Source organism: Streptomyces sp. NPDC005576 (assembly GCF_042871745.1).
Classification (GTDB): domain Bacteria; phylum Actinomycetota; class Actinomycetes; order Streptomycetales; family Streptomycetaceae; genus Streptomyces.
In genome coordinates, this window is sequence record NZ_JBIAJC010000016.1 from 169,782 (window position 1) to 192,595 (window position 22,814).

Below are 22,814 nucleotides of genomic sequence, written 5' to 3' on the forward strand. Positions count from 1 at the left end.
CGCGATGAGCGGCAACAGCGCCGGGCGGGCGTTCATAGGGTCTTTCACCACCAACGGCGGCCAGGGCATCACCGTCGCAGAGGTGGACCGCGAGACCGGCGCGCTCACGGTGGTCGGCTCGACCGACACCGTCCCCGATCCGTCATTCCTCGTGGCATCGGCCGACGGCACGATCCTCTACGCCGTCAGCGAGGCCTCCGACGGTGCGGCTGCCGCGCTCGACATCGGGGGAGAGGTGCCCCGGCTCATCGGCGGTTGCCTGCGCGCGGTGAACGGCGACGGACCGACCCACCTCACCCTCGCGGCGAACCACCTGGTCACCGCTAACTACGGCTCCGGCAGCGTCACCGTGCTGCCGCTCCGGGAGGACGGGTCGCTGCGTGCCGCCGTCTGCGTCGAACAGCACGAGGGCAGCGGCCCCGACGTCGAACGCCAGACGGAGCCGCACGCACACCAGGTCCTGCCCGACCCGTCGGGCGAGTGGCTGCTCAGCGTGGACCTCGGCACCGACTCGGTGTACATCGGCGCCGTCGACCCGGTCACCGGCGAACTGCGTCCGCACGGGGAGACCGCGTTGCGCCCCGGTTCGGGCCCCCGCCACCTGGCCTTCCACCCGGCGGGCGGTCACGCGTACGTACTGAACGAGCTGGAGCCGACCCTCACCGTCTGCCGGTGGGACGCGGCCGCGGGCGTGCTGGAACCGCTCCACGAGGTTCCGGTGCTCCCCGACGAGGCAGCCGGAGACCCGGACCGCACGTACCCGTCGGAAGTCGTCGTCTCCGTCGACGGCAGGTTCGTCTGGACCGCCAACCGGGGCCACGACAGCATCTCCGTGCTCACCCTGGACGAGACGGGCCGTAAGGCACAGCTGGTCGCATCCGTCCCCTGCGGCGGTAACTGGCCGCGCGATCTGACGCTCGACCCCACCGGTCAGTGGCTGTACGCGGCCAACGAGCGCTCCGGGAACGTCAGCTGGTTCGCCGTGGACCAGGAGACCGGTGTACCGCGCCACGCGGGCTCGATCGACGCACCGGCCGCCTCCTGCGTCCTCCTGGTCTGACACACGCCTGAGCGGCGCGTACCCGCCCGGGAGCGGGTACGCACCGCACAGGTGCGGGCGCGTGATCAGAGCGCCGGAACGCCCTGGGCCATCGCGGGCGAGATGCCCAGAGCCGAGGCGTAAAGGGACAGCACGAGCTTGCCGATCGCCGGGTAGGCGCCGAGCGGCTCCGCCGTCGCGCACCCCGCCTCCTTCGCCGCCGCGTCCAGCAGGCCCGTGTCGACCTCGGGTCCCACCAGGTAGGGCGCCAGCGCGAGCTGGGCGGAGCCGGAGTTCTTCAGCTGGTCCGCGATCGAGGACACCGAACCCTCCACGTCCAGCGCCGCCGCCATCACGGGCACGGCCAGCCGGGCGGCCAGCAGCATGCCGGTGATCCCGGCGGCCTTCACGGCCTCGTCGCCGCCCACCGTGGCCAGCACGATGCCGTCGGCGGCGGTCGCGACGGTGAACAGCCGGGCACGGTCGGCCCGCGCCAGACCAGCCTCCGCAAGACGCACGTGCAGCGCCTCGGCCAACAGCGGGTGCGGGCCCAGCACCTCGGTCAGCTCGACCTGCGTACCGCTCTCCATGACCGCCTGCCGTATCCGGCGGACCAGGGCGCTGTCGGGTCCCGCGAGCAGGGGGACCACCACGGCGGACGGCCCCTCGGGAACCGGAACCGCGCGCCCGACGGCGGTGGCCCGCTCGTACGCCGCGACGCGCTCGGCGGCGCACTGGGCGAGCACGGAGGAGAGCGCCGGGAACTCGGCGTCATCGCCTTCGAGGTAACCGATGACCGCGTTGAGGCCGGGCAGCTCGGAACGGGCGATGCTGATGACTTCCTCGGCCACGCTGCGGGCGGTCGGGGAAGGGGTACCGGGAACGGCGAGGACGAGCGCGGCAGCGCCCTCGGGTGCGACCACGGGCTCCGGGCGGCGGTGCCGTCCGGACTGGCGAGGTCGCGGCATTCGTACAGGCAGGCCGGAAGCGGGCCCAGTGGGGGTGCTCATGGCGCCGCATGCTACTGGTTTTGGTTGCCCCCTCGTTCAGGGAGGGTACAGCTGGGCGTTATCTGTCCCCTTATGTCCGATGAGTGACGTACCCGTCAACTGCCCCGCTCTGTCTCCCCTCCACGCGTGCCCCTCAGCCGGCCCCCGAACCCTCGCCGACGATGTGCAGCAGGGTCGGATGGTGGGGCAGCCGAAGGTCCGACCAGGCCAGCGCCCGTGCGAGGAGGAGTGCACCGGCGAGCGGGTCTCCCGCGGCGGACACGAGGGCGGCGTGCGGCAGCTGCTCCCGCAACTCCTCGCGCAGTGGCCCGAGGAGCGGTTCACCCATGCGGAACAGGCCACCCGTAAGAGCTACTTCGACGGTCTCCCCGCCGGAGGCAGTGGTATGTTCCCCGGTTCCAGGAATTACCGCGCCGGGGCACACGGCCGCGGCCGCTTCGGCGATGTGCGCGGCCGCTCGGCGCAGGATCGACCTGGCTACGGCGTCCTCCTCCGCGCACGCGGCGACCTCGGGCGCGAACGAGGCGAGCAGAGCCGGCCGGTCGGCGCGGGGGTAGAGCAGGCCCGGGAGTTCCGTCGCCGGGCCGAACACGGCCCGGAGCCGCGCCAGCAGCGCGGGGGAGCCGCCGCGCCGGCCGTCGTGTGCGCGCAGAGCGGCGTCCAGGCCTTCCCTGCCGATCCATGCGCCGCCCCCGCCGTCACCCAGCAGATGGCCCCAGCCGTCCGCGCGCCGCCACTCGCCGAGATCGGTACCGAGCGCGATCATGCCGGTGCCGCCCGCGACGACGGCGCCCGGACGCTGCCCGAGCGCGCCCGCGTACGCGGTCACCCCGTCCGCCGCGAGAGCCAGCACGCGGACGCCGAGCGACGCGGCGAGCGCCTGCGGGAGCCGGGCGCGCAAGTGGTCGCCCAGGGTCGCCATGCCCGCGGCGCCCACCGCGAGCGCCGCGATGCTGACCTCGCCGCCGGGCGCCCGCACCCCGGTGACCTCATGGAGCAACCGGTCGACTGCAGGGAGGAGCTGGCCCAGCAGATGGTCGGCGTCGATACCGTCGGGGCCGGTGCGTACGGGCTCCGGGCACACGGTCGACGCCGCGGGGGCCGCCGCGCCGGCCGAGGTTCCTGCGGCGGCGAGCGCGACGCGGAGCCCGGACCCACCGGAGTCCACCCCGACCACGTACGCGCCGACGCCCGGGGTCACGGCAGCTGCCAGTTCACCGGTTGCGCCCCCTGGCGCTCAAGGAGCTCGTTCACCCTGCTGAACGGGCGCGAGCCGAAGAAGCCGCGGTCCGCCGACATGGGGGAAGGGTGCGCGGACTCGATCGCCGGGTAGTCGCCCAGCTGCGGTCGCAGCCTGCGGGCGTCGGCGCCCCAGAGCACCGAGACCAGCGGGGTGCCGCGCGCGACGAGTGCCCGTATCGCCTGCTCGGTGACCTCCTCCCAGCCCTTGCCGCGGTGGGCGGCCGGACGGCGCGGAGCCGTGGTCAGGGCCCTGTTGAGCAGGAGCACCCCCTGACGCGTCCAGGGCGTCAGATCACCGTTGGACGGCCGGGGCGCACCGAGGTCGCTCTGCATCTCGCGGAAGATGTTCTCGAGGCTCCCCGGCACCGGACGCACGTCCGGCGCCACCGCGAAACTCAACCCGATCGCGTGACCCGGTGTCGGGTAGGGGTCCTGACCGACGATCAGGACCCTTACGTCGGCGAAGGGTTGCCGGAACGCCCGGAGGACGTTCGCGCCGGACGGGACGTAGGTGCGGCCCGCTGCAATCTCCGCACGGAGGAAGTCGCCCATGGCCGCGATGCGTCCGGCCACCGGTTCGAGGGCCTCGGCCCAGCCGGGTTCGATGATTTCTGTCAACGGTCGTGCTGCCACGGGCGCACTCTACTGGGCGTACGCCCGGGACGATCAACTGCCCGCCCGGTAAGCGCTCCCGCCCGGCGGCGGTCACACCCCGCGCCCGGCGCCCGGCCGGCGGTCACGGCGTCAGCGTCGTGGCCCTGACGCAGAGCACGTCCGGCAGGTGTGCGGCGAGTTGCGTCCAGTTGTCGCCGTCGTCGGCGCTGGCGAACACCTCGCCGTTGCGGTTGCCGAAGTAGATCCCCGCCGGGTCGCCGCCGTCCGTGCAGAGCGCGTCGCGCAGCACCGTGCCGTAGTGGTCGCCCTCCGGAAGCCCCCGGGAGAGCGGCTCCCAGCTCGAACCGCCGTCGGTGGTACGGAACACGCGGCAGCGGTGCTGCGCCGGCACCCGGTCGATGTCGGCGTTGATCGGGAAGATGTAGGCGGTCCCGCCCCGGCGAGGATGGGCCACCGCGGCGAACCCGAAATCGGAGGGCAGGCCCGCCCCGACGTCCGTCCACCGGCCGCCCCCGTCATCGCTGCGGAAGACGCCCCAGTGGTTCTGCAAGTAGAGGCGGTCGGGATCGGCGGCGTCGCGGGTGACCTTGTGCACGCACTGACCGAACTCCGGTTCGGGGTCGGGCAGGTGGACCGCCTTCACGCCTCTGTTCGCGGGCTCCCAGCTCTCGCCGCCGTCGCTGGTCCGGAAGACGCCCGCGGTGGAGACGGCGACGGTGACGGCCCGGGCGTCCCGCTGGTCGGTGAGGATGGTGTGCAGTCCCTCGCCCCCGCCGCCGGGCACCCAGCGCGAACGCGTCGGATGCTCCCAGAGCGCGCGGACCAGCTCGAAGGACTCGCCCCGGTCCTCCGAGCGGAACAGGGCGGCGGGCTCGGTCCCCGCGTAGACCACGTCCGGCGCCTCGGGCCCGGCCGGCTGCAACTGCCAGACCCGCTCCAGGGAGGCCCCGGTGAACTTCGGGAACTTCACCGCCGGCCGGGTGGGCTCCGCCCAGGTCTCCCCGAGGTCGTCCGAGTGGAAGACGGACGGCCCCCAGTGCGAGCTGTCCCCGCCCACCAGCAGTCGCGGCGCCGGACCCCGGGTGTCGACGGCGATCGAGTAGATGGCCTGCGCGTTGAAGTGAGGGGTACCGAAGTCCCAGGTCCCCCCGCGCCTGCGCCCGATGAAGAGCCCCTTGCGCGTGCCTACCGTGAGCAGAACGTCAGTCATGATCGGACCTCCCGAGACGCCGTGGTGCCGGATACGCGCCAGTCTGCACCTGTGCGCCGGGAGCGTCCCGCAGCGCGGCACGCGCGGGTCGGAGCGTGTCCCCGAGGGCGCGCGCGACGGCCGGGGGCGGCTGGGTACGGGCTGGGTACGGGGGCCGCCGGGGGTGCGGAGACGGGCGGCCCGCCCGGTGGTACGGATGTGCTGGAATGCCGGGGCGGGCCCGGTACGCAGATCACGCGGCCCCGGAACAGGAGCGGGGCGCGAGGATGAGCAGCGGGTTCGAGGATGCCGACGGGCGTACGGCCGCCTGGGAGGTGGAGCCCGGCACCCCGGGAGATCCGCTCCTGATCGGGCTGAGGATCGGGGCCCCCGACCGGCGCCTGGACCTCGGGGCCACGCCGGTGGCGGCCCGGGAGCTCGCGGCTGCGCTCCTCGCCGCGGCCGACCTCGTGGAACGTGCCAGTCCCGCCGGCCCCGTCACCGTACGGGCGGACGAACTGCTGCGGGGCGATGTACGGGACGGTCCGCGGGTGATGACCGTGGAGAGCGCCAGGGTCGAGGGGGCGACCGTCCAGGTCTCCTGGACGTCCGGGGCCGGCCGGAGCTGGACGCAGGTCTACGAAGCCGCGACACCGATCACCCTGCGCCGGCGGCTGCGGGTGGAAGGGTGAGGCACACGGCCCGCCGGACGCGGTGCGGGGAGTGCGCGGTGGTCTCCCTCCCGCGGGACTGCCGGGCCGCCGGGCAGCCGGACCTGCCGGGCCGCCGGACGCGGCGCGTGACGGCTGCACGAACGCCGTGAGGACCTCTGAATAGTTCGCCGATCGTCGTAGTACGGTGGATCTCATACAAAGGGCTGTCCCGCCATCCGTCGCGCACCCACCGGAACTGCGGGACGACCCATCGTGCCGTCGGCGGCCCGCCCGGCGGCGCGGTCGTCCCTGCGAAACGGAGTCCGGCGTGAGCGCCCTTTTCGAGCCCTACGTCCTGCGGTCGGTGACCGTACCGAACCGTGTCTGGATGCCGCCGATGTGCCAGTACAGCGCGGCACCCACCGGTCCGGACGCCGGCGTCCCCAACGACTGGCACTTCGCGCACTACGCGTCCCGGGCGGTCGGCGGCGCCGGCCTCGTCCTGGTGGAGGCCACCGGAGTCAGCCCCGAGGGCCGCATCAGCGGTGCGGACCTGGGTATCTGGAACGACCGCCAGGTGGAGGCGTTCCGGAAGATCACCTCCTTCCTGGCCGGTCAGGGGACGGTCCCCGGGATCCAGCTCAACCACGCCGGCCGCAAGGCGTCGACCACCGCGCCCTGGCTCGGCGGCGGCGCACTGTCCGAGGCGGACGGCGGCTGGCAGCCGCTCGGACCCAGCCCGCTCCCGTTCGACGAAGAGAGCCTGGTTCCGGCCGAGTTGACGGTCGATCAGATTGGTGACGTGGTGCGGCAGTTCGCCGACGCTGCCCGCCGTGCACTCGACGCGGGCTTCAAGGTCGTCGAGATCCACGGCGCCCACGGCTACCTGATCGGCCAGTTCCTCTCGCCGGACAGCAACCACCGCACCGACGCGTACGGTGGCTCCTTCGAGAACCGCACCCGCCTCGCGCTCGAAGTCGTGGACGCCGTACGGGAGGTGTGGCCCGAGGAGCTGCCGCTCTTCTTCCGTATCTCCGCCACGGACTGGCTCACCGAGAACGCGGACGACCCTCGTGAGGGCTGGACCGGTGATGACACCGTCCGCCTCGCGCGCGACCTCAAGGCGCACGGCGTCGACCTGCTCGACGTCTCCACCGGCGGCAACGCACCCCGCGCCGCGATCCCCGTGGGCCCCAACTACCAAGTCCCCTTCGCCGAGCGCGTACGGACTGAGACCGGGCTGCCGGTCGCCGCGGTCGGCCTGATCACCGAACCGGTACAGGCCGAGAAGATCATCGTCGACGGACAGGCCGACGCCGTCCTCATCGGCCGCCAACTCCTGCGCGACCCCTACTTCGCCCGCAGCGCGGCGCGCGAATTCGGCGGCGACGTACGTATCCCGCCCCAGTACGGCCGCTCCGTCTGACCCGTGAGCATCCCCGGCCCGCCCGCCCCGCCGCCGTGCCGGGAACTCGCCTTCACCCGTGGCGGGGCGGAGGCCGGGGAAGCGTTGGGTGCCTCGGTAGGGTGGCCGCGATGGCTACCACACAGGGCCCGACCTTCCGCGAACTCGCCGTCCAGGCGCTCTCCTCGACCGAGCGTGGTTATGACCTGCTCGCCCCGAAGTTCGACCACTCGCCCTACCGCACCCCCGACCGCGTCCTCGACGCCATGACCGGCGCGCTCCGGCCGCTCGGACCGTTCGCCCGCGGGCTGGACGTCTGCTGCGGCACCGGCGCGGGCCTCGGCGTGCTGCGCCAGGTCTGCCACGAACGGGTCACCGGCGTCGACTTCAGCGCCGGCATGCTCGCCGTCGGCAGGTCCTCGCCGGCCATGGCCCAGGCGGTACCGGCCGGACCGGCCGACTCCGCGGGGCCGCCCGGACCCGCGGTCGACTGGGTGCGGGCCGACGCCAGGGCTCTCCCCTTCGCGCCGGTCTTCGACGTCGCCCTGAGCCTCGGCGCGTTCGGCCACTTCCTGCCCAGGGAACGCCCCACGCTCTTCGCCCAGGTCCACGCCTCGCTCCGGCCCGGCGGACGGTTCGTCTTCCCGGTGGGCGCCCCGCTCACCCCCGGCTCCCGCGCCTACTGGGCGCTCCTCGGGTTCGACGCGGCGATGCGCGTCCGCAACGCCCTGTGGCGCCCGCGGTTCGTCATGTACTACCGCACGTTCCCGCTGCCCGACGTGCTCACCGACCTCGCGGCCACCGGGTTCTCGGTCCACCTGAGCCCCCTCGCGGCCCTGGGCAGCCGGCCGGACGGAACCCCGCGGGCCGGGCTCGTGGTGGCCACCGCACGATGATCCGTACCAGGCACCCCCCCTCCGCGTATTCCGTACCATGGAGGTCCTCGGACGAAGTGGAGCACACAGTGACCCCCGCCAGCGACACCGTCGTCCCGGCCGCGTCCCTCACCCGGGGGCGCCCGACGACTGCGGGCGGCGCGCGTGTGCTCGCGCACCCCTCCCTGGAGGAGATCAGGGTGGAGCACGTGCTCCATGCCCTGGCCGATCCGACACGGCTCCGCATCGTCCGGCAGATGGCCGTCGCCCGGGCCGGGCTGGCCTGCTCGTACTTCGAGCTTCCGGTCGCCAAGTCCACCCTGACGCACCACTTCCGCGTGCTGCGGGAGAGCGGGGTCATCCACCAGATCTACCGGGGTACCGCGAAGTTGAACGAGCTGCGCGGCGAGGACCTGGAGAGGCTCTTCCCGGGGCTCCTCGACTGCGTCCTGCTGGCCGCCGACCAGGAGGCCGAGCGGCTCACCGGCGCCTGACCGGCGTCTGACCGGCGGGCGCGGGCCCTTCCGTGCCTCCCGGCGACACGTCAGGCCCGCAGCGCCCGCATCCGGTCGATCTCCGCGGCCTGTTGGGCGGCGACATCGGTAGCCATCTCCTCCACCCGGACGTTGTTGCCGTCGGTGAGCGCCTCCGTCGCCATGGTGATGGCCCCCTGGTGATGGGTGATCATCAGACTGAGGAAGAGCTCGTCGAACGCCTTGCCCCGCGCGGCCCCCAGCCGCGCCAACTGCGCCTCGGTCGCCATGCCGGGCATCGCGGCGTGATCGTGTGCCGCACGCTCCTCGCCGTCGTTGTCTTTCAGCCAACCTCGCATCGCCTCGATCTCCGGCCTCTGCCCCGCAGAGATGCGTGCGGCGAGCCTTCGCACCGATGCCGAGGCGGCGTGCCGCTCGGCCAGTTCCGTCATGACGAGGGCCTGCTCATGGTGGTGGATCATGCGCTGCACGTACCGGAAGTCGGCGGAGTTCGGGGTGTCGGCGACCGTCTCCTTCCGCGCCTCGTCCGCCGTGAGGGTTCTCGCCTCCTCGCCCGGTTTCCCGGGGGCGACGACGCCCTGGCCGGTGGTCTTCCGGGACGACGGTTCCTCCTCCGCATCGCACGAGGAGAGGGCGAGCATGGAGGCGAGGACGGCCACGGCGATGACTGTCGCGCCCGGACGGATCGTCTGTCGGTCGAACAGCACGGGGGCCTCCGTTGCCAATGGGAGTGTTCTCGAGTGTTTCCGACCAACAACTAGCACGCTTCCACGCCAGGTTGCTCGGAACCTTTCATTACGTCTTTGTTGCCGTCTGTTGATGTGTACATGGGAGAAGCCATACTTCCACCCACCGAGAACCGTTCGACCCCGAACGGAATCAAGGGAGGATGCAGTGACCCTGTTTCACACCACCCGCGTGCGACGGAGACGACTGGGCGTGGCAGCCGCCGTGGCCGGTCTCCTCGCGACGCTGCTGACGGCCACCAACGCTGTCGCGTCACCCGGACCCGGCGATTCCGCCGCCACCGCCGTGTCGGCGGACACCCGGGCCGAAGCGGAAGCGGCCATCACGAACGGCGGCATACCCGGCGTCGACGAGATCGTCCACAGCGCCAACATCGAGCACCTGGCCAACGTGCCGAAGGACGCTCTGCTGGGCCTCAATACGGACCTGGCCTTCCAGGGCAAGTACGCCTTCGCCGGCAACTTCGACGGCTTCCGCATCTTCGACATCAGCAACCCCAAGAAGCCGAAGACCGTCGCCCAAGTGCTCTGCCCCGGCTCGCAGAACGACATCTCGGTCTCCGGGAACCTGCTCTTCCTCTCCACCGACTCCTCGCGCAGCGACAACTCCTGCGCCAGCACCACCCAGCCCGCCACCGAGAAGTCCTCCTGGGAGGGCATCAAGGTCTTCGACATCAGCGACAAGCGTCACCCCGAGTACGTCGCCTCCGTGGAGACCGCCTGCGGCTCGCACACCCACACCATCGTGCCCAAGCGCAACGACGTGTACGTGTACGTCTCCTCCTACTCGCCCAACGCGGCGTTCCCGGACTGCCAGCCGCCGCACGACGGGATCTCCGTCATCAAGGTGCCCCGCAAGGCGCCCGAGCAGGCCCGGATCGTGAACTTCCCGGTGCTCTTCCCGGACGGCGGCAACCCGGGAGCCCCGGACAACCCCGGAGTCTCGAAGACCACCGGCTGCCATGACATCACCGTGCTGCCCTCGGAGGACCTCGCCGCGGGCGCCTGCATGGGTGACGGCCTTTTGTTCTCCATCAAGGACCCGGCCAATCCGAAGATCATCGACCGGGTGGAGGACAACGTGAACTTCGCGTTCTGGCACTCGGCGACCTTCAACCAGGACGCCCACAAGGTCGTCTTCACCGACGAGCTCGGCGGCGGCGGTGCGGCCACCTGCAACGAGGAGATCGGACCGAACCGGGGCGCCGACGGCATCTACGACATCGTCGGCAAGGGCGACCACCGCAAGCTGGTCTTCCGCAGCTACTACAAGATCGACCGCCCCCAGGCCGATGTCGAGGTCTGCGTCGCCCACAACGGCTCGCTCATCCCCGTCGAGGGCCGGGACCTGATGGTCCAGGCGTGGTACCAGGGCGGCATCTCCGTCTGGGACTTCACCGACTCCAGCAAGCCCGCGGAGATCGCCTACTTCGAGCGTGGACCCGTCACCCTCGACGCCGTCACCACGGCCGGCCCCTGGTCGGCGTACTACTACAACGGCTACATCTACTCCAACGACATCGCCAAGGGCCTGGACGTCCTGGCCCTGCACGACCGGCGGACCGACCCGGCGAAGCGGGTCAGGCTCGACGAGCTGAATGTCCAGACGCAGCCCGACTACTTCGACCGCTGACACAGCACCGTCCCATCGGCAGCGGCCGGCAGGCGGTCCGCCGGGTCACGGCCCGACGGACCGCGCCGCGCCGCACCCGTCGGGTGACCGCGAGTAATCGCGTTGACCGGTGCCGGGTACGGGGCGATGCTGGAGTCCGCTGATTCCGGCGGCGCAGGGGATCGCCGGAGTCAGATCAGCTTCCGGTGGCCGACGCGATGCTCCAAACAGATGAGCTCGCGTCGGTCCTCCCAGGACTCGACGGCGGTGAAGCCGTGGCGGACGTACAGTGCGATCGCACCGGTCCGCCAGTTCCAGACGGAGAGACGCACCGTACGGACGCCGTTCTCCGCCGCCGCCGCGAGCGCCTCCCGGATCAGCCCGGACGCCACGCCGCCGCCGCGGTGGGCGGGGCCGACCCACAACCGCTTGATCTCCGAGCGGCCGTCCCCGTCCGCGGCGGTCAGGATGACGCACCCCACGGGGGTGCCGTCGTGCAGGGCCAGCAGGACGAGGTCGCCGGCGAACGCGGTGGCCGGGCACCGGATCTCGGACAGATATCGCTCGGGAAGATCCTCCGGGCTCGCGACGCCCAGACCTTTCTCCTCCTGGGTGCGCAGGTGGTAGGCGGCGAGGAGGCCGGTGAGGCCGTGCGCGGGGGTGACCGCGGCGCCGGACAGACGCAGGGAGCGAAGAGCCAGGGGGCGGTTATTCATCCCCGAAGGGTCGCACGGGGTCCGGCGAGGGCACCCCCCCGGCACCGGCCCGCGGCTCAGGCCGCCGTCCGCCGGGTGCTCGTACCCGTCGCGGCGGCCCATTCGACCAGCAGCCCCTGGTACGTCGCTTCGTCCGCGGCGGACAGCACGAGGCCGTCCGAGCGCTGCAGCAGGTCGCGGATCTCCTGGTTGATCACCGCGGCGGGACGGACGGAACATGACGAGGACGAGGTAGGAAGACGGGACATGTCTCCAGGCTACGGGGCCGATTCCGGCGATCCCACCGCCGAGCGGGCGGGACATCTCACACCCGCCGTACCTCACACCGCCCCCCTGGCACCCGCCGTACCTCACGCCGCGGACTTCACATCGCTCCGCCGCACGCGTCCTTCAGCAGCCCCAGGCGCCGCAAGCCGTCGGGCCGCTCGGTCACCGGCAGGTGGTCGACGAAGCGCACCCCGCACCCCAGTGCGGCGGCGCCGCCGTCCGCGTGGCGGTCGTCACCGACCATCACCACGTCCTCCGGACGCAGGGAAAGCCGCTCGCAGGCCGTGCGGAAGAGCCGCGCGTCCGGCTTCTGCACCCCGTGCTCGAAGGAGAGGACGTAGGTGTTCACGAACTCGTCCAGCCCATGGGCCCGGAAAATGGGGCGCAGGTCCCAGCCGATGTTGCTGACCACCCCGACCGCCGTGCCGTTCGCCCGCAGGCCGCGCAGCACGTCCGCCGCGTCCGGGTAGGGGAGCCAGGCGTCCGGGGACATGTGGCGTGCGTAGAGCGCGTCGTAGATACCCTCGCCGGGCAGCTCGACCTCCCGTGCCAGCCCGGTGTAAGCGGCCCGGTGCAGCTCCGCGCTCTCGTCGCGCCTCGCGTACGCCCCGGCCAGGGCGGCCGGTACGCGCAGGGGACCCGGCCCGCCCGGCAGCGCTCCGGCGTCCGTCAGCTCGGTCACGTACCGGTCGAAGCTCTCCCCTTCGGTCGCCGCGCCCTGCTCGTCGAGGACGGCGCGGAGCCAGGATGCGACCGACTCGATGCGGAAGAGGGTCCCGGAGAAGTCGAAGAGCACGCCCTTGATCGTCATGGGGCGATCCTGCCGCGCTCAGGATCGGTGTGACAACTTCCCCACCCGGTTCCAGCCCCGACCGGACCGCGAGCGGAACGCCGTCCGGCCCGCGACCGAGAACGCGGCCCGGGCGGGCGGCGCTTCTTTCGCAACACGCCCTACGGGCGCAGCGCACCGAGGGCCGGTGCGAACGCCACCAGCAGGGGGACGACCGGCACCATCGCGGCCGCCGCGGTGAGCCGCAACCGGCGGCCCGCGGTGAGCCGCTCCACCGGCTCCAGCAGCCTGTTCACCCGGCGCGGCACCTGCCCATCCCGGGAGCGGCGCGGGTCGAAGACGCCCCGGTCCTCGTTGAGTCCGACCAGCGCGAGGGCGGTCGTCAGCCGGCCGAAGCGCCGTGACGCCACGTCGTCGGCGGCCAGTTCGACCAGCCGGTGCATCTCGTCACGGAACGCGGCGAAGACCGGTACCTGCGGAAAGCCGTTGGCCAGGGCGGCCGAGCAGTGCAGCAGCCAGTCGTGCCGAGCCCTGGCGTGGCCCTGTTCATGGGCGAGCACCGCGTCCAGCTGACGGCCCTTCAACCGGACCAGAGCGGCGGTGGTGATGATGAGCCGGGGGGTCGAGCCGGGCAGCCACCACGCGTCGGGGCGCGGTCCCTCCAGGATCACCAGCCGCTCGTCGCCGGGCTCCTCGCCGTCCAACAGCGGAGAGCGGACCAGGAGTTCCGCGCGGCTCAGCCTCCGACGCCTGCGCGCACGGCGTACCTCGCGCAGCAGCATCGCCCCGCTCCACACGCCTCCGAGGGCAAGCACCACGGCCACCACCGCCGCCCAGGGGCCGTAACCGGCCAGTGCATACGCCTCGACCACCGAGCGGGGGGCCGGGGCGAAGACATGGCCCCGGACCGCTTGCCAGGCAGCCGCCGCACTGAACGTCATCGACAGGGCGAACGAGACCAGCACCCCCGCCACCACGCACTGCCAGACCCAGAGGGCCACCACGGGCTCGCGCTCCGGCCACCGGGCCCGCGCCATCAGGCGGGGAGCCACCACGGCGGTCAGTGCGCCGAGCGCCAGCAGGGCGAAGGAGACCAACATGCGGTCAGCCTATGAGCGGGCGGTACGCGTTGATACGGCTCTGGCCGTCAAGTGACGTACGCCACGGCGCACGGACGCATGGAAGAGCGCCGGACGGCGCCGGGGTCGGGCCCGCGCGGGGAGCAGCTGGGCGGGCCCGTCAGAGGCCCGCCAGCATCGCGAGCATGGCCAGGCCCATCGTCACCCGACAGGCGAGTGCCAGTTCGGGCCGGGCGCGCCAGCCCCCGGCCCCCAGGCCCCCGCCGCCCGAATCCGTACCTCCGGCCGCGGGTATCAGGCGTCCGGCGGCGCCCAGGACGTAGAGCGCGTAGTACAGGAGGAGCGCCCCGGTCAGCAGCGGCAGGCCCGCACTCGCGCCCGAAGGCCCTCCGCCGTGCCCCGCGTGCGGGCCGGTTCCGGCGCCGGGGGCCATCGCGACGGCCATGTAGACCATGGCCAGCGAGCCGACCAGATGGTGGAGATGGTGTCCGCCCCGACGCGCCGCCCAGGAGGACCGAAGGGCGGCTCCGCCGAAGAGCACGGCGTACACCGCCCAGGCCCACGCGGGAGGCGTGAGCAGGGCGGCCGGGACGGCCATCGCAGCCATGCCGAACCCCATGAGCGCCTCGGCGTGAGCGGCTCGCCGCTCCTCCCCGGTACCGGCGCGCGCACGCAGCAGGCAGTAGGCGCCCGTCGCCGTGCACAGCACCAGGAGCAGCCAGCCGGACAGCGCCGGTCCGTGCACAGCGCACCTCCCCCTCCGGTGTGCCAAAGCTGTCCCGTACTCGATTCCCCGCGTGCCTCTGCGACAACCCGGCGCACGGTGGTGCGCGGGGTGCACACGGGGGAGTGACCGGGTTCGTGGTGGCCTCCGGTGAACGGGTTACGCTCGTGCGCGACGCCCGAGCAGAGGTCCGGCGTCGAAGCAGAGCACCGCCAGGCGGGCGGGCCCGAGGGCAGCTGCCGCAGGCGGAGAAACGGAGACCGTTCCATGGAGATCGCCCCGCCGCGCGTCACGCACCGGCTCACTTTCCGCGACGCGTCCGAGACCGACGCGCCCGCCCTCGTGGAGCTGGTCGAGTCCGCCTACCGGGGTGAGTCCAGCCGCAACGGCTGGACCACCGAGGCGCACATTCTCGAAGGCCGGCGGACCGATGAGGCGGAGGTGCGCGAGATCATCGCCACCCCCGGCGGACGACTGCTCGTGGCCGAGCGCGACGGGGTGATCGTCGCCTGCTGCCAGCTCGAACACCGCGGTGACGCGGCCTACTTCGGAATGTTCTCGGTCCGCCCGGGCCAGCAGGGCCTCGGTCTCGGCAAGACCGTGATCGCCGAGGCGGAGCGGATGGCCCGCGAGGAGTGGGGCGTCACCGAGATGCAGATGACCGTGATCACCCTGCGCGCCGAGCTGATCGCCTTCTACGAACGCCGCGGATATGTCCGCACGGGGCGGATGAGCCCCTTCCCCTACGGCGACGAGCGCTTCGGGACCCCGCTCCGCGACGACATCGAATTCGAGCTGTTGGTCAAGGAGTTCCGGGACGACGAGCAGTAGCCCCTCAGGTTTCTCGCTCTCCGGAGGCCCCGTCGTGTTCTTCGGCGGGGCCGCCGGCGTTTCGCCCCGTACGGCGGGGCTCAGGCGCCCCGGATCTCCGGGCGGTCCGTCGTCGCCCCGTCGAGGCCGAACGCCCTGACCAGTGCAAGGTGTTCGGGTGTGTTCACCACCCAGGCGATGACCCGTAGCCCGGCGCCGCGCGCCTGCTCCACGGTCTCCAGCGTCAGCCGCCGGATGTTGAGCGCGAGCGTTGCCGCGCCCGCCACCCGGGCCCGCTCCACCACGTCCGGGCCCCAGCGGCTCGCGATCAGCACGGTCGGCACGCCCGGCAGCAGCCGTCGTGTCTCCGCGATCGCCTCGTCGTGGAAGGACGACACCTCCACCCTTCCCGCCAGGCCCCGCCGGGTGATCACCTCGGCCAGGGCCCGGGCCGCCGCGGCGTCCTTGATCTCCGCCTGGACCGGCGAACCCACCGCGTCGAGCACCTCCTCGAAGAGGGGCACCCGCTCGCCCTGCCCGGCGTCCAGCTCACGCAGTTCCGCCAGCGTCTTGTCCGCGATCCGGCCCGTTCCGTCGGTCGTACGGTCCACTTCCGCGTCGTGCATCACCACCAGGGCGCCGTCCTTGCTCAGGTGCAGATCAAGCTCGACGGCGTCCATCCCCGCCCGTTCCGCGCGGACGAAGGACCGCAGTGTGTTCTCCGGCTCGACGCCCATGAGCCCGCGGTGACCGATGGTGACGAAGGACAAGGCACTCTCCTGATCGCTCACGTGGCCCGGCCGCAATCCTTGCACCGGCCCGGCTGCCGGGGCGAATCTACCCAGCCCTCGACACGGCACGACACGAGTGACAGAAGTAACGTGGTTCCGAGGAGATGCAGGAAAAACATCGGTGACCATGGGAGTCCGCAGGACAATTTGTTGGATCTCACTTGTCCTGGGGAACTCTGCCCGGATACGCTCGCCGGATGCGAGGCTCTGTGGAGGAAACGGCTATGACGGAAATTCTGGTACGCGACGTCCCCGGCAGCGGTGCGACCGCCGCCGAGCGGGTGGTCGACCACCCCGCGTGGCCGGTGCTCAGGAACGCCGTGGAGGAGATCAGGCCCTGGCAGTCCAAGGACGGCTCGATCGACTTCGAGGCCGAGGGCGTCCCCGGTGTCGCCGTCGTGGGCGCCACCCTCGACCGGGTCGTCGGCGCGGTCGAGGAGCTCTCCCCGCTGCTCCCGCACGACGCCGCCTACCACCGCGCCCTCGTCGGTGACCTGCGCCGCTGGGCCGCGGACGGTTTCGGGGTACCGGACTTCCTGGACTCCCTGCTCGCCTTCCAGCCGGCCAAGAACCGGGCGGACGGTCTCCAGCACCTCGTCGTCTTCGCGATGTACACGCAGAACGGCAACCCCGACCGCAACCTCGAAGCCGTCGTCCTCCGCATGGTCTGGCCCGAATGGCTCGCCGACCTGGAGGCAACCCGGTACGACAACCCGCTCTTCTGCGGCATCACCTTCGAGGACTTCACCTCGGGTTACGACACGAACTCCGCGGTGCTCTTCCCGGAGACGATCGCCGTGCGCGAGGCCCCCGACCGCTTCAGCTGGGGTGGCATCTTCTGCGACCGCGAGGCCGCCCGCTTCCGCCGGGTCACCGAGGCCGCCGTCGATCTGCTCGGCCTGGAGCTGCCGGCGGACATCGAGGAGATGGTCGGCGACCAGCAGCGCTGTGAGCAGGCCTTCGTCCTCTGGGACATGGTCCACGACCGCACCCACAGCCACGGCGACCTGCCGTTCGACCCCTTCATGATCAAGCAGCGTCAGCCGTTCTGGATGTACGGACTGGAGGAGCTGCGGTGCGACCTCACCGCCTTCAAGGAGGCGGTGAAACTGGAGGCCGACGGCTTCCCGCAGGGCCGCGACGTCCAGTACGCCGTCCTCTTCGACCGCATGTTCCGCTTCCCCGTCACCGGCGAGCGGGTGCGCAACTACGACGGCCTCGGCGGCCAGCTGCTCTTCGCCTACCTCCACAAGCACGAAGTGGTCCGCTGGACCGACAACACCCTGAAGATCGACTGGGACCGCGCCCCGCAGATCACCAACCAGCTCTGCGGCGAGATCGAGAAGCTCTACCGCGACGGAATCGACCGCCCCAAGCTGGTCCACTGGTTCGCCGCCTACGACCTGGTCGCGGAGTACCTCGCCCCGCACCCGGGCTCGCGCTGGGCCAAGGGCCCGGACGCGCTGGACCTGACACAACCGCCGCGCAAGCTCGTGGACGACGTGCTTCCGGACGAGTTTCCCCTGAGCATGTTCTATGAGGCGCTCTCCAAGAAGCTGAAGCACGTGATCGCGTCCACGGTGGGGATCACCGGGGCGAGCGCCGAGCGGGTGGCCGCGTGAGCGAGGGTCCCAAGGAGGCGGTGGCCATGAACGGTGTCCGTAGCGGAACAGGCCCACTCGAGGGCGCGGTGATCGCGGTGGCCGGTGCGGCCGGTCCTGCGGGCCGTGCCACGCTGCTCCGCCTGGCCGAGGCCGGCGCGACGGTCGTCGGGGCGGACGCACACCCGGAGCGGCTCGCCGAAGCGGTGGACGCGGCGCGGTACGCGCACGGTGGGGCCAGCGTGACCGGCGAGACAGTGGACCTGTTGGACCCTGCCGCCGCCCGTGAGTGGGCGGACAAGACGGAGACGGAGTTCGGCCGGATCGACGGTCTGGTCCACCTGGTCGGCGGCTGGCGCGGCAGCGCGACCTTCGCCGAGACCAACCTCTCCGACTGGGACGCGCTGGAGAAACTGCTCGTCCGCACCGTGCAGTCCACCTCGCTCGCCTTCCAGGCCGGCCTGCAACGCAGCGACCGGGGACGTTACGTCCTGATCAGCGCCTCCGGCGCGACCCGGCCCACTGCGGGAAACGCGGCGTACGCGGCGGCGAAGGCCGCTGCCGAGGCGTGGACACTCGCCCTCGCCGACGCCTTCCGCAAGGCAGGGGGCGAGGAAGGGCCCAGGACCGCTGCTGCGATCCTGGTCGTGAAGGCACTGGTGCACGACGCGATGCGCGCCGAGCGCCCGACTGCGAAATTCGCGGGATTCACCGACGTGACGGAACTGGCCGAGGCCATCGTCGGCGTCTGGGAACGACCCGCCCCCGATGTGAACGGAAAGCGCTTGTGGCTGACTCCGCAACCCTGAGGACCGACGCCCGTCGTCACCACGACCCGGAGATCCGCGGTTTCGCCAGTGACAACTACGCCGGTACCCACCCGGAGATCCTGCTCGCCCTCGCCCTCGCCAACGACGGCCACCAGGTCGCGTACGGCGGGGACGCCTACACGGACCACCTCCAGGGCGTCGTACGCGGCCACTTCGGCGAGTCCGCCGAGGTCTACCCGGTGTTCAACGGAACCGGGGCCAACGTACTGGCCCTCCAGGCCCTCGCGGACCGCTGGGGCGCGGTGATCTGCGCCGAGTCCGCGCACATCAACGTGGACGAGGGAGGGGCCCCGGAGCGCGTCGCCGGACTGAAGCTGCTCACCGTTCCGTCCCCGGACGGCAAGCTGACGCCCGCTCTCATCGACCGTCAGGCATTCGGCTTCGACGACGAGCACCGAGCGATGCCCCAGGTGGTCTCGATCGCCCAGAGCACCGAACTCGGCACTCTGTACGCCCCTCAGGAGATCCGCGAGATCTGCGACCACGCCCATGGGCTCGGGATGAAGGTCCATCTCGACGGCTCCAGGATCGCCAACGCGGCGGCCTCCCTGGACCTGCCGATGCGCGCCTTCACCACCGATGCGGGCGTCGACGTGATCTCCCTCGGCGGCACCAAGAACGGCGCGATCTTCGGAGAGGCCGTCGTGGTGCTCAACCCCGGCGCGGTCCGCGCGATGAAGCACCTGCGCAAGACGTCGATGCAGCTCGCCTCCAAGATGCGTTTCGTCTCCGTGCAGCTGGAAGCGCTGTTCGCGGGCGACCTCTGGCTCCGCAATGCCCGGCACGCCAACGCGATGGCCCAGCGCCTCGCCGAAGGCGTCCGCGCCCTGGACGGGGTGGAGATCATCTACCCCGTCCAGTCCAACGGTGTCTTCGCCCGGCTGCCGCACGAGGTCGCCGAGCGGCTCCAGAAGCGCTTCCGCTTCTACTTCTGGGACGAGGCGGCGGGCGACGTCCGCTGGATGTGCGCCTTCGACACGCGGGAGAGCGAGGTGGACGCCTTCATCGAGGCGCTCGCCGAAGAACTGAAGAACTGAAGAACTGCGCCCGTGGTGCAGCGGCAGTGGGACCCTGTCTGCATGAAAATGCGGCCGACCGGAAAAGTATTTGTTTCTGGTCGGCCGCGCTCCTACGCTCGGTGCGCATGGAACTGATTCAGGTGAACCCGGATTTCAACGCCTATCTCGCGGCGGACGAGGCGATCGACCACCAACATCCGTACGTGCGCGAGACTGCGCGACGCCTCGGCGCCGAGGCCAGCGACGCATGCACATACGCCGAGGCCGCTTTCACCTTCGTCCGCGACACCATCCCGCACTCCGCCGACTCGGGGGACCTACGGGTCGCCTGGCGCGCCTCCGACGTCCTGGCCACCCGGAACGGCATCTGCCATGCCAAATCCCACGCCCTCGCCGCCCTGCTGCGCTTCGCGGGCATTCCCGCCGCGCTCTGCTACCAGAGGCTCGTGGACACGGCCGACGACGTCCCCATGGTGCACGGGCTCGTCGCCCTGCGGCTCCCGGGCCGGGAACGCTGGGCCCGGGTCGACGCGCGGGGCAACAAGCCCGGTGTCGACGCGCGGTTCTCCCTCGACCACGAACGGCTTGCCTGGCCGGTGCACCCGGCCTTCGGGGGAGAGGACTACCCCCACCTGTACGCGACCCCCCACCCCGAGGTGCTGGGGGTGCTCCGGCGGGCAAGGGACCGGCACCACCTATGGGAGACGCTGCCCGGCGCGCTCAGGTCCGGCGCGTTCTGACCCGGCGCGTTCTGACCCCGCGCGCTCAGGTCCGGCGCGCTCCGGCCGACGCGCGACTCGCGCGTCGGCCGGGCGGACCGCTCACCTCGCGGATCAGCCGCGCTCGCGGACCTCCGCCGCGGTCGGAGCCGTACCACCGAGGTGCGCGGGCACCCACCAGGTGTCGCTGGCGTCCTTCGGGCGTACCGGATAGGCGCGCTGCGCGGCCTCCAGGAGCTCCTGGACCGCCTCGCGCAGCCGGCGGGTGATGGCGCCCGCGTACTGGTCGGTCGGAGCCTCGACCGGAGCACCGACCCTTATGGTCACCGGGATGTGGCTCCGCCGGAAGTTGCGCGGGTGGCCCTTGGTCCAGATCCGCTGGGTGCCCCACAGCGCCATCGGGATCAGCGGAACACCGGCCTCCTGGGCCAGCCGGGCGGCGCCCGATTTGAAGCTCTTCAGGGTGAAGGACGACGAGATGGTGGCCTCGGGGAAGACCCCGATGATCTCGCCGGACCGCAGCGAGGCCAGCGCGTGCGCGTAGGCGTCCTCGCCCTGCTTCCGGTCGACCGGGATGTGCTTCATCCCGCGCATCAGCGGGCCGGAGATCTTGTGCCGGAACACCGACTCCTTGGCCATGAACCGGACGAGCCGCTTCTGCGGCAGGGCGGTGAGGCCGGAGAAGATGAAGTCGAGATAACTGATGTGGTTGCTGACCAGCACCGCGCCACCGGTTCTCGGGATGTTCTCCGAACCCTGAGTGTCGATCTTCAGGTCGAGCGCCTTGAACATGGTGCGAGCGGCGCCGATGACCGGTCGATAGACGAGTTCTGCCATCTGGAGAAGACTCCTTCTTCTGCGCCTGGGAGGGTTCTCCCGGCGGAAGTTACGCAGCCGTAGGTTTTCGGCATTGTGGCGATGGTGCCCCATGTGCGACGCGGTGGCCAGTCCCGATGGTGCCGGGCGGCGAGATTCTCATCACGTGCCGCTGCCGGGAATGCGCCGCCGCCCCCCGGTGCTGACGTCCTGCGGGGAACTCCGACGGAAGGACGACGGTGGACAGAGGGACGGATACGCAGAGGCTGGACGCGTCCCAACTCGGCGCGGAACTCGGCGAACGGGCGACGCTGGTGCAGTTCTCGACCGCGTTCTGCCAGCCCTGCCGCGCCACTCGCCGGACGCTCGCCGAGGTCGCGGACATGGTCGAGGGGGTCGCCCACGTCGAGATCGACGCCGAGGCGCATCTCACTCTCGTCCGTCGGCTGGACATCCGCAGCACCCCGACCGTCCTCGTCCTCGACGCCCGGGGCGCGATCGTGCGCCGCGCGACGGGACAGCCACGCACGGTCGACGTGGTGGCCGCGCTCGGTCGGGCGGTGTGACGGGCGGTGACACTTCTTCCACATGGCGATACGCACTTGACGGTGGCGGTCACGCATCGTCAGTCTGACGTTATGCCACCGGAACTCCTTCTCTACGGCCGGGTCCACGTCGACCTGGCACGCAACGCGAGTGCGCGCTGTCCGGGTGCCTGAGCACCTACGGCCCTGTACACCCGACTCGCAGAAGGACAATTCCATGACGGTCTCTCCCGCACTCCGTACCGCCGTCCCCGCCTCCCCCCAGCTGCTCCGCTCGGTCTTCCGGCAGCATGCCGCGGGAGTCGCCGTGATCACCGCCTCCGGTGGGAAGCCGGTCGGATTCACCGCCACCTCCCTCAGCTCCGTCGCGGCCGAGCCGCCGCTGATCTCCTTCGGTGTGGCCACCTCGTCCTCCAGCTGGCCGGTGGTCGCCGAGGCCACGCACATAGGTGTGCACATACTCGCGGAGGACCAGGCCGAGCTGGCCGCCACCTTCGCCCGATCCGGTGCCGACCGCTTCGGGCCGGGCACCGACTGGCACCACGGACCCGAGGGCGTGCCGGTGCTCGGCGGAGTGGTGGCATGGCTGGTCTGCCGGGTGGTGGCCCGGGTTCCTGCGGGCGACCACCGCATCGTCATCGCGCAGGTCGAGGCCGGTGACCCCGAGGGTGGCGGCCGCCCGCTCGTCTACCACGCGGGCTGCTTCACCTCGCTGCGCGATTGACCCCAGTGCTGCCGCGGGGCCGGTCCCGACGCCGGGACCCGCCGATCCGGCGTGGTCCGGCCCCGCACGCCCGAGGGTCACCGCGTTGGCCACATCACAGTACCAAGCGCTTGCTTACCGGGTACGTGAAGGGTGTACTGGCGAGTAATATTTCGCTCGGTGTGCCGGTCGTCCTGACCGGGAAACCGCCTCCCGGGGCGCCTATGCTGCGAGCAACCGAGGCAGCCCAGAAATTCACGATGCAGTAGGAGAGCCGGCGTGAGCTTGAGGATCGTTGTCTGTGTGAAGTACGTGCCCGACGCGACCGGTGACCGGGGGTTCGCCGATGATCTGACGGTGGACCGTGAGGATGTGGATGGTCTGCTGTCGGAGCTGGACGAGTACGCGGTCGAGCAGGCGTTGCAGATCGCGGATGCGGCGGACGATGCCGTGGTGACCGTGGTGACGGTGGGTCCGGAGGATGCGAAGGACGCGTTGCGCAAGGCGTTGTCGATGGGTGCGGA

Annotated in this window: 25 protein-coding genes and 1 pseudogene; 14 read left to right on the forward strand and 12 right to left on the reverse strand. The window is 71.5% G+C overall.

The genetic code is table 11. The features are described from left to right. Positions 1–4 precede the first annotated feature (4 nt). Positions 5–1,060, forward strand: a complete 1,056-nt coding sequence (locus ACFYPN_RS27065) for a lactonase family protein (RefSeq protein WP_389301743.1) — start codon at positions 5–7, stop codon at positions 1,058–1,060. Positions 1,061–1,125: 65 nt separating this feature from the next. On the opposite strand, the gene ACFYPN_RS27070 is transcribed toward ACFYPN_RS27065, so the two are convergent. From ACFYPN_RS27070 to ACFYPN_RS27085, 4 genes are all read right to left on the reverse strand, one after another. Next, on the reverse strand, positions 1,126–2,049 hold the full coding sequence (locus ACFYPN_RS27070) for a hypothetical protein (RefSeq protein ID WP_358761219.1): 924 nt from the start codon (positions 2,047–2,049) through the stop codon (positions 1,126–1,128). 133 nt (positions 2,050–2,182) lie between these two features. Continuing rightward, a complete protein-coding gene (locus ACFYPN_RS27075; protein ID WP_389301746.1) occupies positions 2,183–3,250 on the reverse strand; it encodes a BadF/BadG/BcrA/BcrD ATPase family protein in 1,068 nt (355 codons plus the stop codon). After that, positions 3,247–3,924, reverse strand: coding sequence for a uracil-DNA glycosylase (locus tag ACFYPN_RS27080; RefSeq protein WP_389301749.1), 678 nt, complete (start codon positions 3,922–3,924; stop codon positions 3,247–3,249). Before ACFYPN_RS27080 ends, ACFYPN_RS27075 begins: the two co-directional genes overlap by 4 nt. A 103-nt stretch (positions 3,925–4,027) precedes the next feature. Further along, complete coding sequence (locus ACFYPN_RS27085) at positions 4,028–5,116, reverse strand: WD40/YVTN/BNR-like repeat-containing protein (RefSeq protein ID WP_389301752.1); 1,089 nt, start codon at positions 5,114–5,116, stop codon at positions 4,028–4,030. A gap of 266 nt (positions 5,117–5,382) precedes the next feature. Here ACFYPN_RS27085 and ACFYPN_RS27090 point away from each other — a divergent pair, with 266 nt between their 5' ends. The 4 genes from ACFYPN_RS27090 (at position 5,383) to ACFYPN_RS27105 (ending at position 8,522) form a co-directional block, all read left to right on the forward strand. Beyond that, on the forward strand, positions 5,383–5,787 hold the full coding sequence (locus ACFYPN_RS27090; protein WP_358761223.1) for a hypothetical protein: 405 nt from the start codon (positions 5,383–5,385) through the stop codon (positions 5,785–5,787). A gap of 289 nt (positions 5,788–6,076) precedes the next feature. Further along, complete coding sequence (locus ACFYPN_RS27095; protein WP_389301755.1) at positions 6,077–7,174, forward strand: NADH:flavin oxidoreductase/NADH oxidase; 1,098 nt, start codon at positions 6,077–6,079, stop codon at positions 7,172–7,174. Positions 7,175–7,284: 110 nt separating this feature from the next. Further along, positions 7,285–8,049 (forward strand): class I SAM-dependent methyltransferase, encoded by a 765-nt coding sequence (locus ACFYPN_RS27100; RefSeq protein WP_358761225.1) that lies wholly within the window; start codon positions 7,285–7,287, stop codon positions 8,047–8,049. A gap of 146 nt (positions 8,050–8,195) precedes the next feature. Continuing rightward, positions 8,196–8,522, forward strand: a complete 327-nt coding sequence (locus ACFYPN_RS27105) for an ArsR/SmtB family transcription factor (protein WP_389301796.1) — start codon at positions 8,196–8,198, stop codon at positions 8,520–8,522. 50 nt (positions 8,523–8,572) lie between these two features. Here ACFYPN_RS27105 and ACFYPN_RS27110 read toward each other — a convergent pair whose 3' ends face one another. Then, positions 8,573–9,247 (reverse strand): DUF305 domain-containing protein, encoded by a 675-nt coding sequence (locus ACFYPN_RS27110; RefSeq protein ID WP_389301760.1) that lies wholly within the window; start codon positions 9,245–9,247, stop codon positions 8,573–8,575. Between the two features lie 169 nt (positions 9,248–9,416). Here ACFYPN_RS27110 and ACFYPN_RS27115 point away from each other — a divergent pair, with 169 nt between their 5' ends. Next, complete coding sequence (locus ACFYPN_RS27115; RefSeq protein WP_389301763.1) at positions 9,417–10,901, forward strand: LVIVD repeat-containing protein; 1,485 nt, start codon at positions 9,417–9,419, stop codon at positions 10,899–10,901. Between the two features lie 170 nt (positions 10,902–11,071). Here the strand turns inward: ACFYPN_RS27115 and ACFYPN_RS27120 are convergent, their stop codons facing one another. The 5 genes from ACFYPN_RS27120 to ACFYPN_RS27140 all read right to left on the reverse strand — a co-directional run bounded on the left by ACFYPN_RS27120 (position 11,072) and on the right by ACFYPN_RS27140 (position 14,477). Continuing rightward, entirely contained in the window at positions 11,072–11,596 is a 525-nt protein-coding gene (locus ACFYPN_RS27120; protein ID WP_358761228.1) for a GNAT family N-acetyltransferase, read from the reverse strand. A 56-nt stretch (positions 11,597–11,652) separates the two neighbouring features. After that, positions 11,653–11,844, reverse strand: coding sequence for a hypothetical protein (locus ACFYPN_RS27125; protein ID WP_358761229.1), 192 nt, complete (start codon positions 11,842–11,844; stop codon positions 11,653–11,655). A gap of 116 nt (positions 11,845–11,960) precedes the next feature. Beyond that, entirely contained in the window at positions 11,961–12,674 is a 714-nt protein-coding gene (locus ACFYPN_RS27130; protein WP_358761230.1) for an HAD-IA family hydrolase, read from the reverse strand. Between the two features lie 140 nt (positions 12,675–12,814). Next, a complete protein-coding gene (locus ACFYPN_RS27135) occupies positions 12,815–13,753 on the reverse strand; it encodes a M56 family metallopeptidase (protein ID WP_358761231.1) in 939 nt (312 codons plus the stop codon). A gap of 139 nt (positions 13,754–13,892) precedes the next feature. Beyond that, complete coding sequence (locus tag ACFYPN_RS27140; RefSeq protein WP_358761232.1) at positions 13,893–14,477, reverse strand: DUF5134 domain-containing protein; 585 nt, start codon at positions 14,475–14,477, stop codon at positions 13,893–13,895. A gap of 246 nt (positions 14,478–14,723) precedes the next feature. Between ACFYPN_RS27140 and ACFYPN_RS27145 the strand changes: the two genes are divergently transcribed. After that, positions 14,724–15,287: a GNAT family N-acetyltransferase gene (locus tag ACFYPN_RS27145; protein WP_358761233.1), complete on the forward strand. Its 564-nt coding sequence runs from the start codon at positions 14,724–14,726 to the stop codon at positions 15,285–15,287. 80 nt (positions 15,288–15,367) lie between these two features. Here ACFYPN_RS27145 and ACFYPN_RS27150 read toward each other — a convergent pair whose 3' ends face one another. Next, complete coding sequence (locus ACFYPN_RS27150) at positions 15,368–16,003, reverse strand: glycerophosphodiester phosphodiesterase family protein (RefSeq protein WP_358761244.1); 636 nt, start codon at positions 16,001–16,003, stop codon at positions 15,368–15,370. Between the two features lie 278 nt (positions 16,004–16,281). Between ACFYPN_RS27150 and ACFYPN_RS27155 the strand changes: the two genes are divergently transcribed. From ACFYPN_RS27155 to ACFYPN_RS27170, 4 genes are all read left to right on the forward strand, one after another. Beyond that, the gene (locus ACFYPN_RS27155) at positions 16,282–17,679 is read left to right on the forward strand and encodes a DUF6421 family protein (protein WP_358761234.1); all 1,398 of its coding nucleotides are present in this window, start codon (positions 16,282–16,284) and stop codon (positions 17,677–17,679) included. Positions 17,680–17,705: 26 nt separating this feature from the next. Continuing rightward, the gene (locus ACFYPN_RS27160) at positions 17,706–18,467 is read left to right on the forward strand and encodes an SDR family NAD(P)-dependent oxidoreductase (protein ID WP_389301769.1); all 762 of its coding nucleotides are present in this window, start codon (positions 17,706–17,708) and stop codon (positions 18,465–18,467) included. Continuing rightward, positions 18,464–19,525, forward strand: coding sequence for a threonine aldolase family protein (locus ACFYPN_RS27165; protein ID WP_389301799.1), 1,062 nt, complete (start codon positions 18,464–18,466; stop codon positions 19,523–19,525). Before ACFYPN_RS27160 ends, ACFYPN_RS27165 begins: the two co-directional genes overlap by 4 nt. 107 nt (positions 19,526–19,632) lie before the next feature. Further along, positions 19,633–20,247 (forward strand): transglutaminase family protein, encoded by a 615-nt coding sequence (locus ACFYPN_RS27170; protein ID WP_389301771.1) that lies wholly within the window; start codon positions 19,633–19,635, stop codon positions 20,245–20,247. Between the two features lie 93 nt (positions 20,248–20,340). Here ACFYPN_RS27170 and ACFYPN_RS27175 read toward each other — a convergent pair whose 3' ends face one another. After that, complete coding sequence (locus ACFYPN_RS27175; protein WP_358761237.1) at positions 20,341–21,063, reverse strand: lysophospholipid acyltransferase family protein; 723 nt, start codon at positions 21,061–21,063, stop codon at positions 20,341–20,343. A 218-nt stretch (positions 21,064–21,281) separates the two neighbouring features. Between ACFYPN_RS27175 and ACFYPN_RS27180 the strand changes: the two genes are divergently transcribed. The 3 genes and pseudogenes from ACFYPN_RS27180 to ACFYPN_RS27190 form a co-directional block, all read left to right on the forward strand. Beyond that, the gene (locus ACFYPN_RS27180) at positions 21,282–21,608 is read left to right on the forward strand and encodes a thioredoxin family protein (RefSeq protein WP_358761238.1); all 327 of its coding nucleotides are present in this window, start codon (positions 21,282–21,284) and stop codon (positions 21,606–21,608) included. Between the two features lie 196 nt (positions 21,609–21,804). After that, the gene (locus ACFYPN_RS27185; RefSeq protein WP_358761239.1) at positions 21,805–22,311 is read left to right on the forward strand and encodes a flavin reductase family protein; all 507 of its coding nucleotides are present in this window, start codon (positions 21,805–21,807) and stop codon (positions 22,309–22,311) included. A 258-nt stretch (positions 22,312–22,569) separates the two neighbouring features. Further along, positions 22,570–22,814, forward strand: a pseudogene (locus tag ACFYPN_RS27190) (electron transfer flavoprotein subunit beta); the annotation flags it as partial.

What these genes read in the sequence shown, in the direction of transcription:
- ACFYPN_RS27185 (WP_358761239.1), top strand. Translation starts at nt 21,805, where the DNA reads ATGACGGTCTCTCCCGCACTCCGTACCGCCGTCCCCGCCTCCCCCCAG.
- ACFYPN_RS27145 (WP_358761233.1), top strand. Translation starts at nt 14,724, where the DNA reads ATGGAGATCGCCCCGCCGCGCGTCACGCACCGGCTCACTTTCCGCGAC.
- ACFYPN_RS27125 (WP_358761229.1), bottom strand. Translation starts at nt 11,844, where the DNA reads ATGTCCCGTCTTCCTACCTCGTCCTCGTCATGTTCCGTCCGTCCCGCC.
- ACFYPN_RS27150 (WP_358761244.1), bottom strand. Translation starts at nt 16,003, where the DNA reads ATGGGCGTCGAGCCGGAGAACACACTGCGGTCCTTCGTCCGCGCGGAA.
- ACFYPN_RS27175 (WP_358761237.1), bottom strand. Translation starts at nt 21,063, where the DNA reads ATGGCAGAACTCGTCTATCGACCGGTCATCGGCGCCGCTCGCACCATG.
- ACFYPN_RS27085 (WP_389301752.1), bottom strand. Translation starts at nt 5,116, where the DNA reads ATGACTGACGTTCTGCTCACGGTAGGCACGCGCAAGGGGCTCTTCATC.
- ACFYPN_RS27135 (WP_358761231.1), bottom strand. Translation starts at nt 13,753, where the DNA reads ATGTTGGTCTCCTTCGCCCTGCTGGCGCTCGGCGCACTGACCGCCGTG.
- ACFYPN_RS27090 (WP_358761223.1), top strand. Translation starts at nt 5,383, where the DNA reads ATGAGCAGCGGGTTCGAGGATGCCGACGGGCGTACGGCCGCCTGGGAG.
- ACFYPN_RS27130 (WP_358761230.1), bottom strand. Translation starts at nt 12,674, where the DNA reads ATGACGATCAAGGGCGTGCTCTTCGACTTCTCCGGGACCCTCTTCCGC.
- ACFYPN_RS27120 (WP_358761228.1), bottom strand. Translation starts at nt 11,596, where the DNA reads ATGAATAACCGCCCCCTGGCTCTTCGCTCCCTGCGTCTGTCCGGCGCC.
- ACFYPN_RS27170 (WP_389301771.1), top strand. Translation starts at nt 19,633, where the DNA reads ATGGAACTGATTCAGGTGAACCCGGATTTCAACGCCTATCTCGCGGCG.
- ACFYPN_RS27155 (WP_358761234.1), top strand. Translation starts at nt 16,282, where the DNA reads ATGACGGAAATTCTGGTACGCGACGTCCCCGGCAGCGGTGCGACCGCC.
- ACFYPN_RS27065 (WP_389301743.1), top strand. Translation starts at nt 5, where the DNA reads ATGAGCGGCAACAGCGCCGGGCGGGCGTTCATAGGGTCTTTCACCACC.
- ACFYPN_RS27070 (WP_358761219.1), bottom strand. Translation starts at nt 2,049, where the DNA reads ATGAGCACCCCCACTGGGCCCGCTTCCGGCCTGCCTGTACGAATGCCG.
- ACFYPN_RS27100 (WP_358761225.1), top strand. Translation starts at nt 7,285, where the DNA reads ATGGCTACCACACAGGGCCCGACCTTCCGCGAACTCGCCGTCCAGGCG.
- ACFYPN_RS27160 (WP_389301769.1), top strand. Translation starts at nt 17,706, where the DNA reads ATGAACGGTGTCCGTAGCGGAACAGGCCCACTCGAGGGCGCGGTGATC.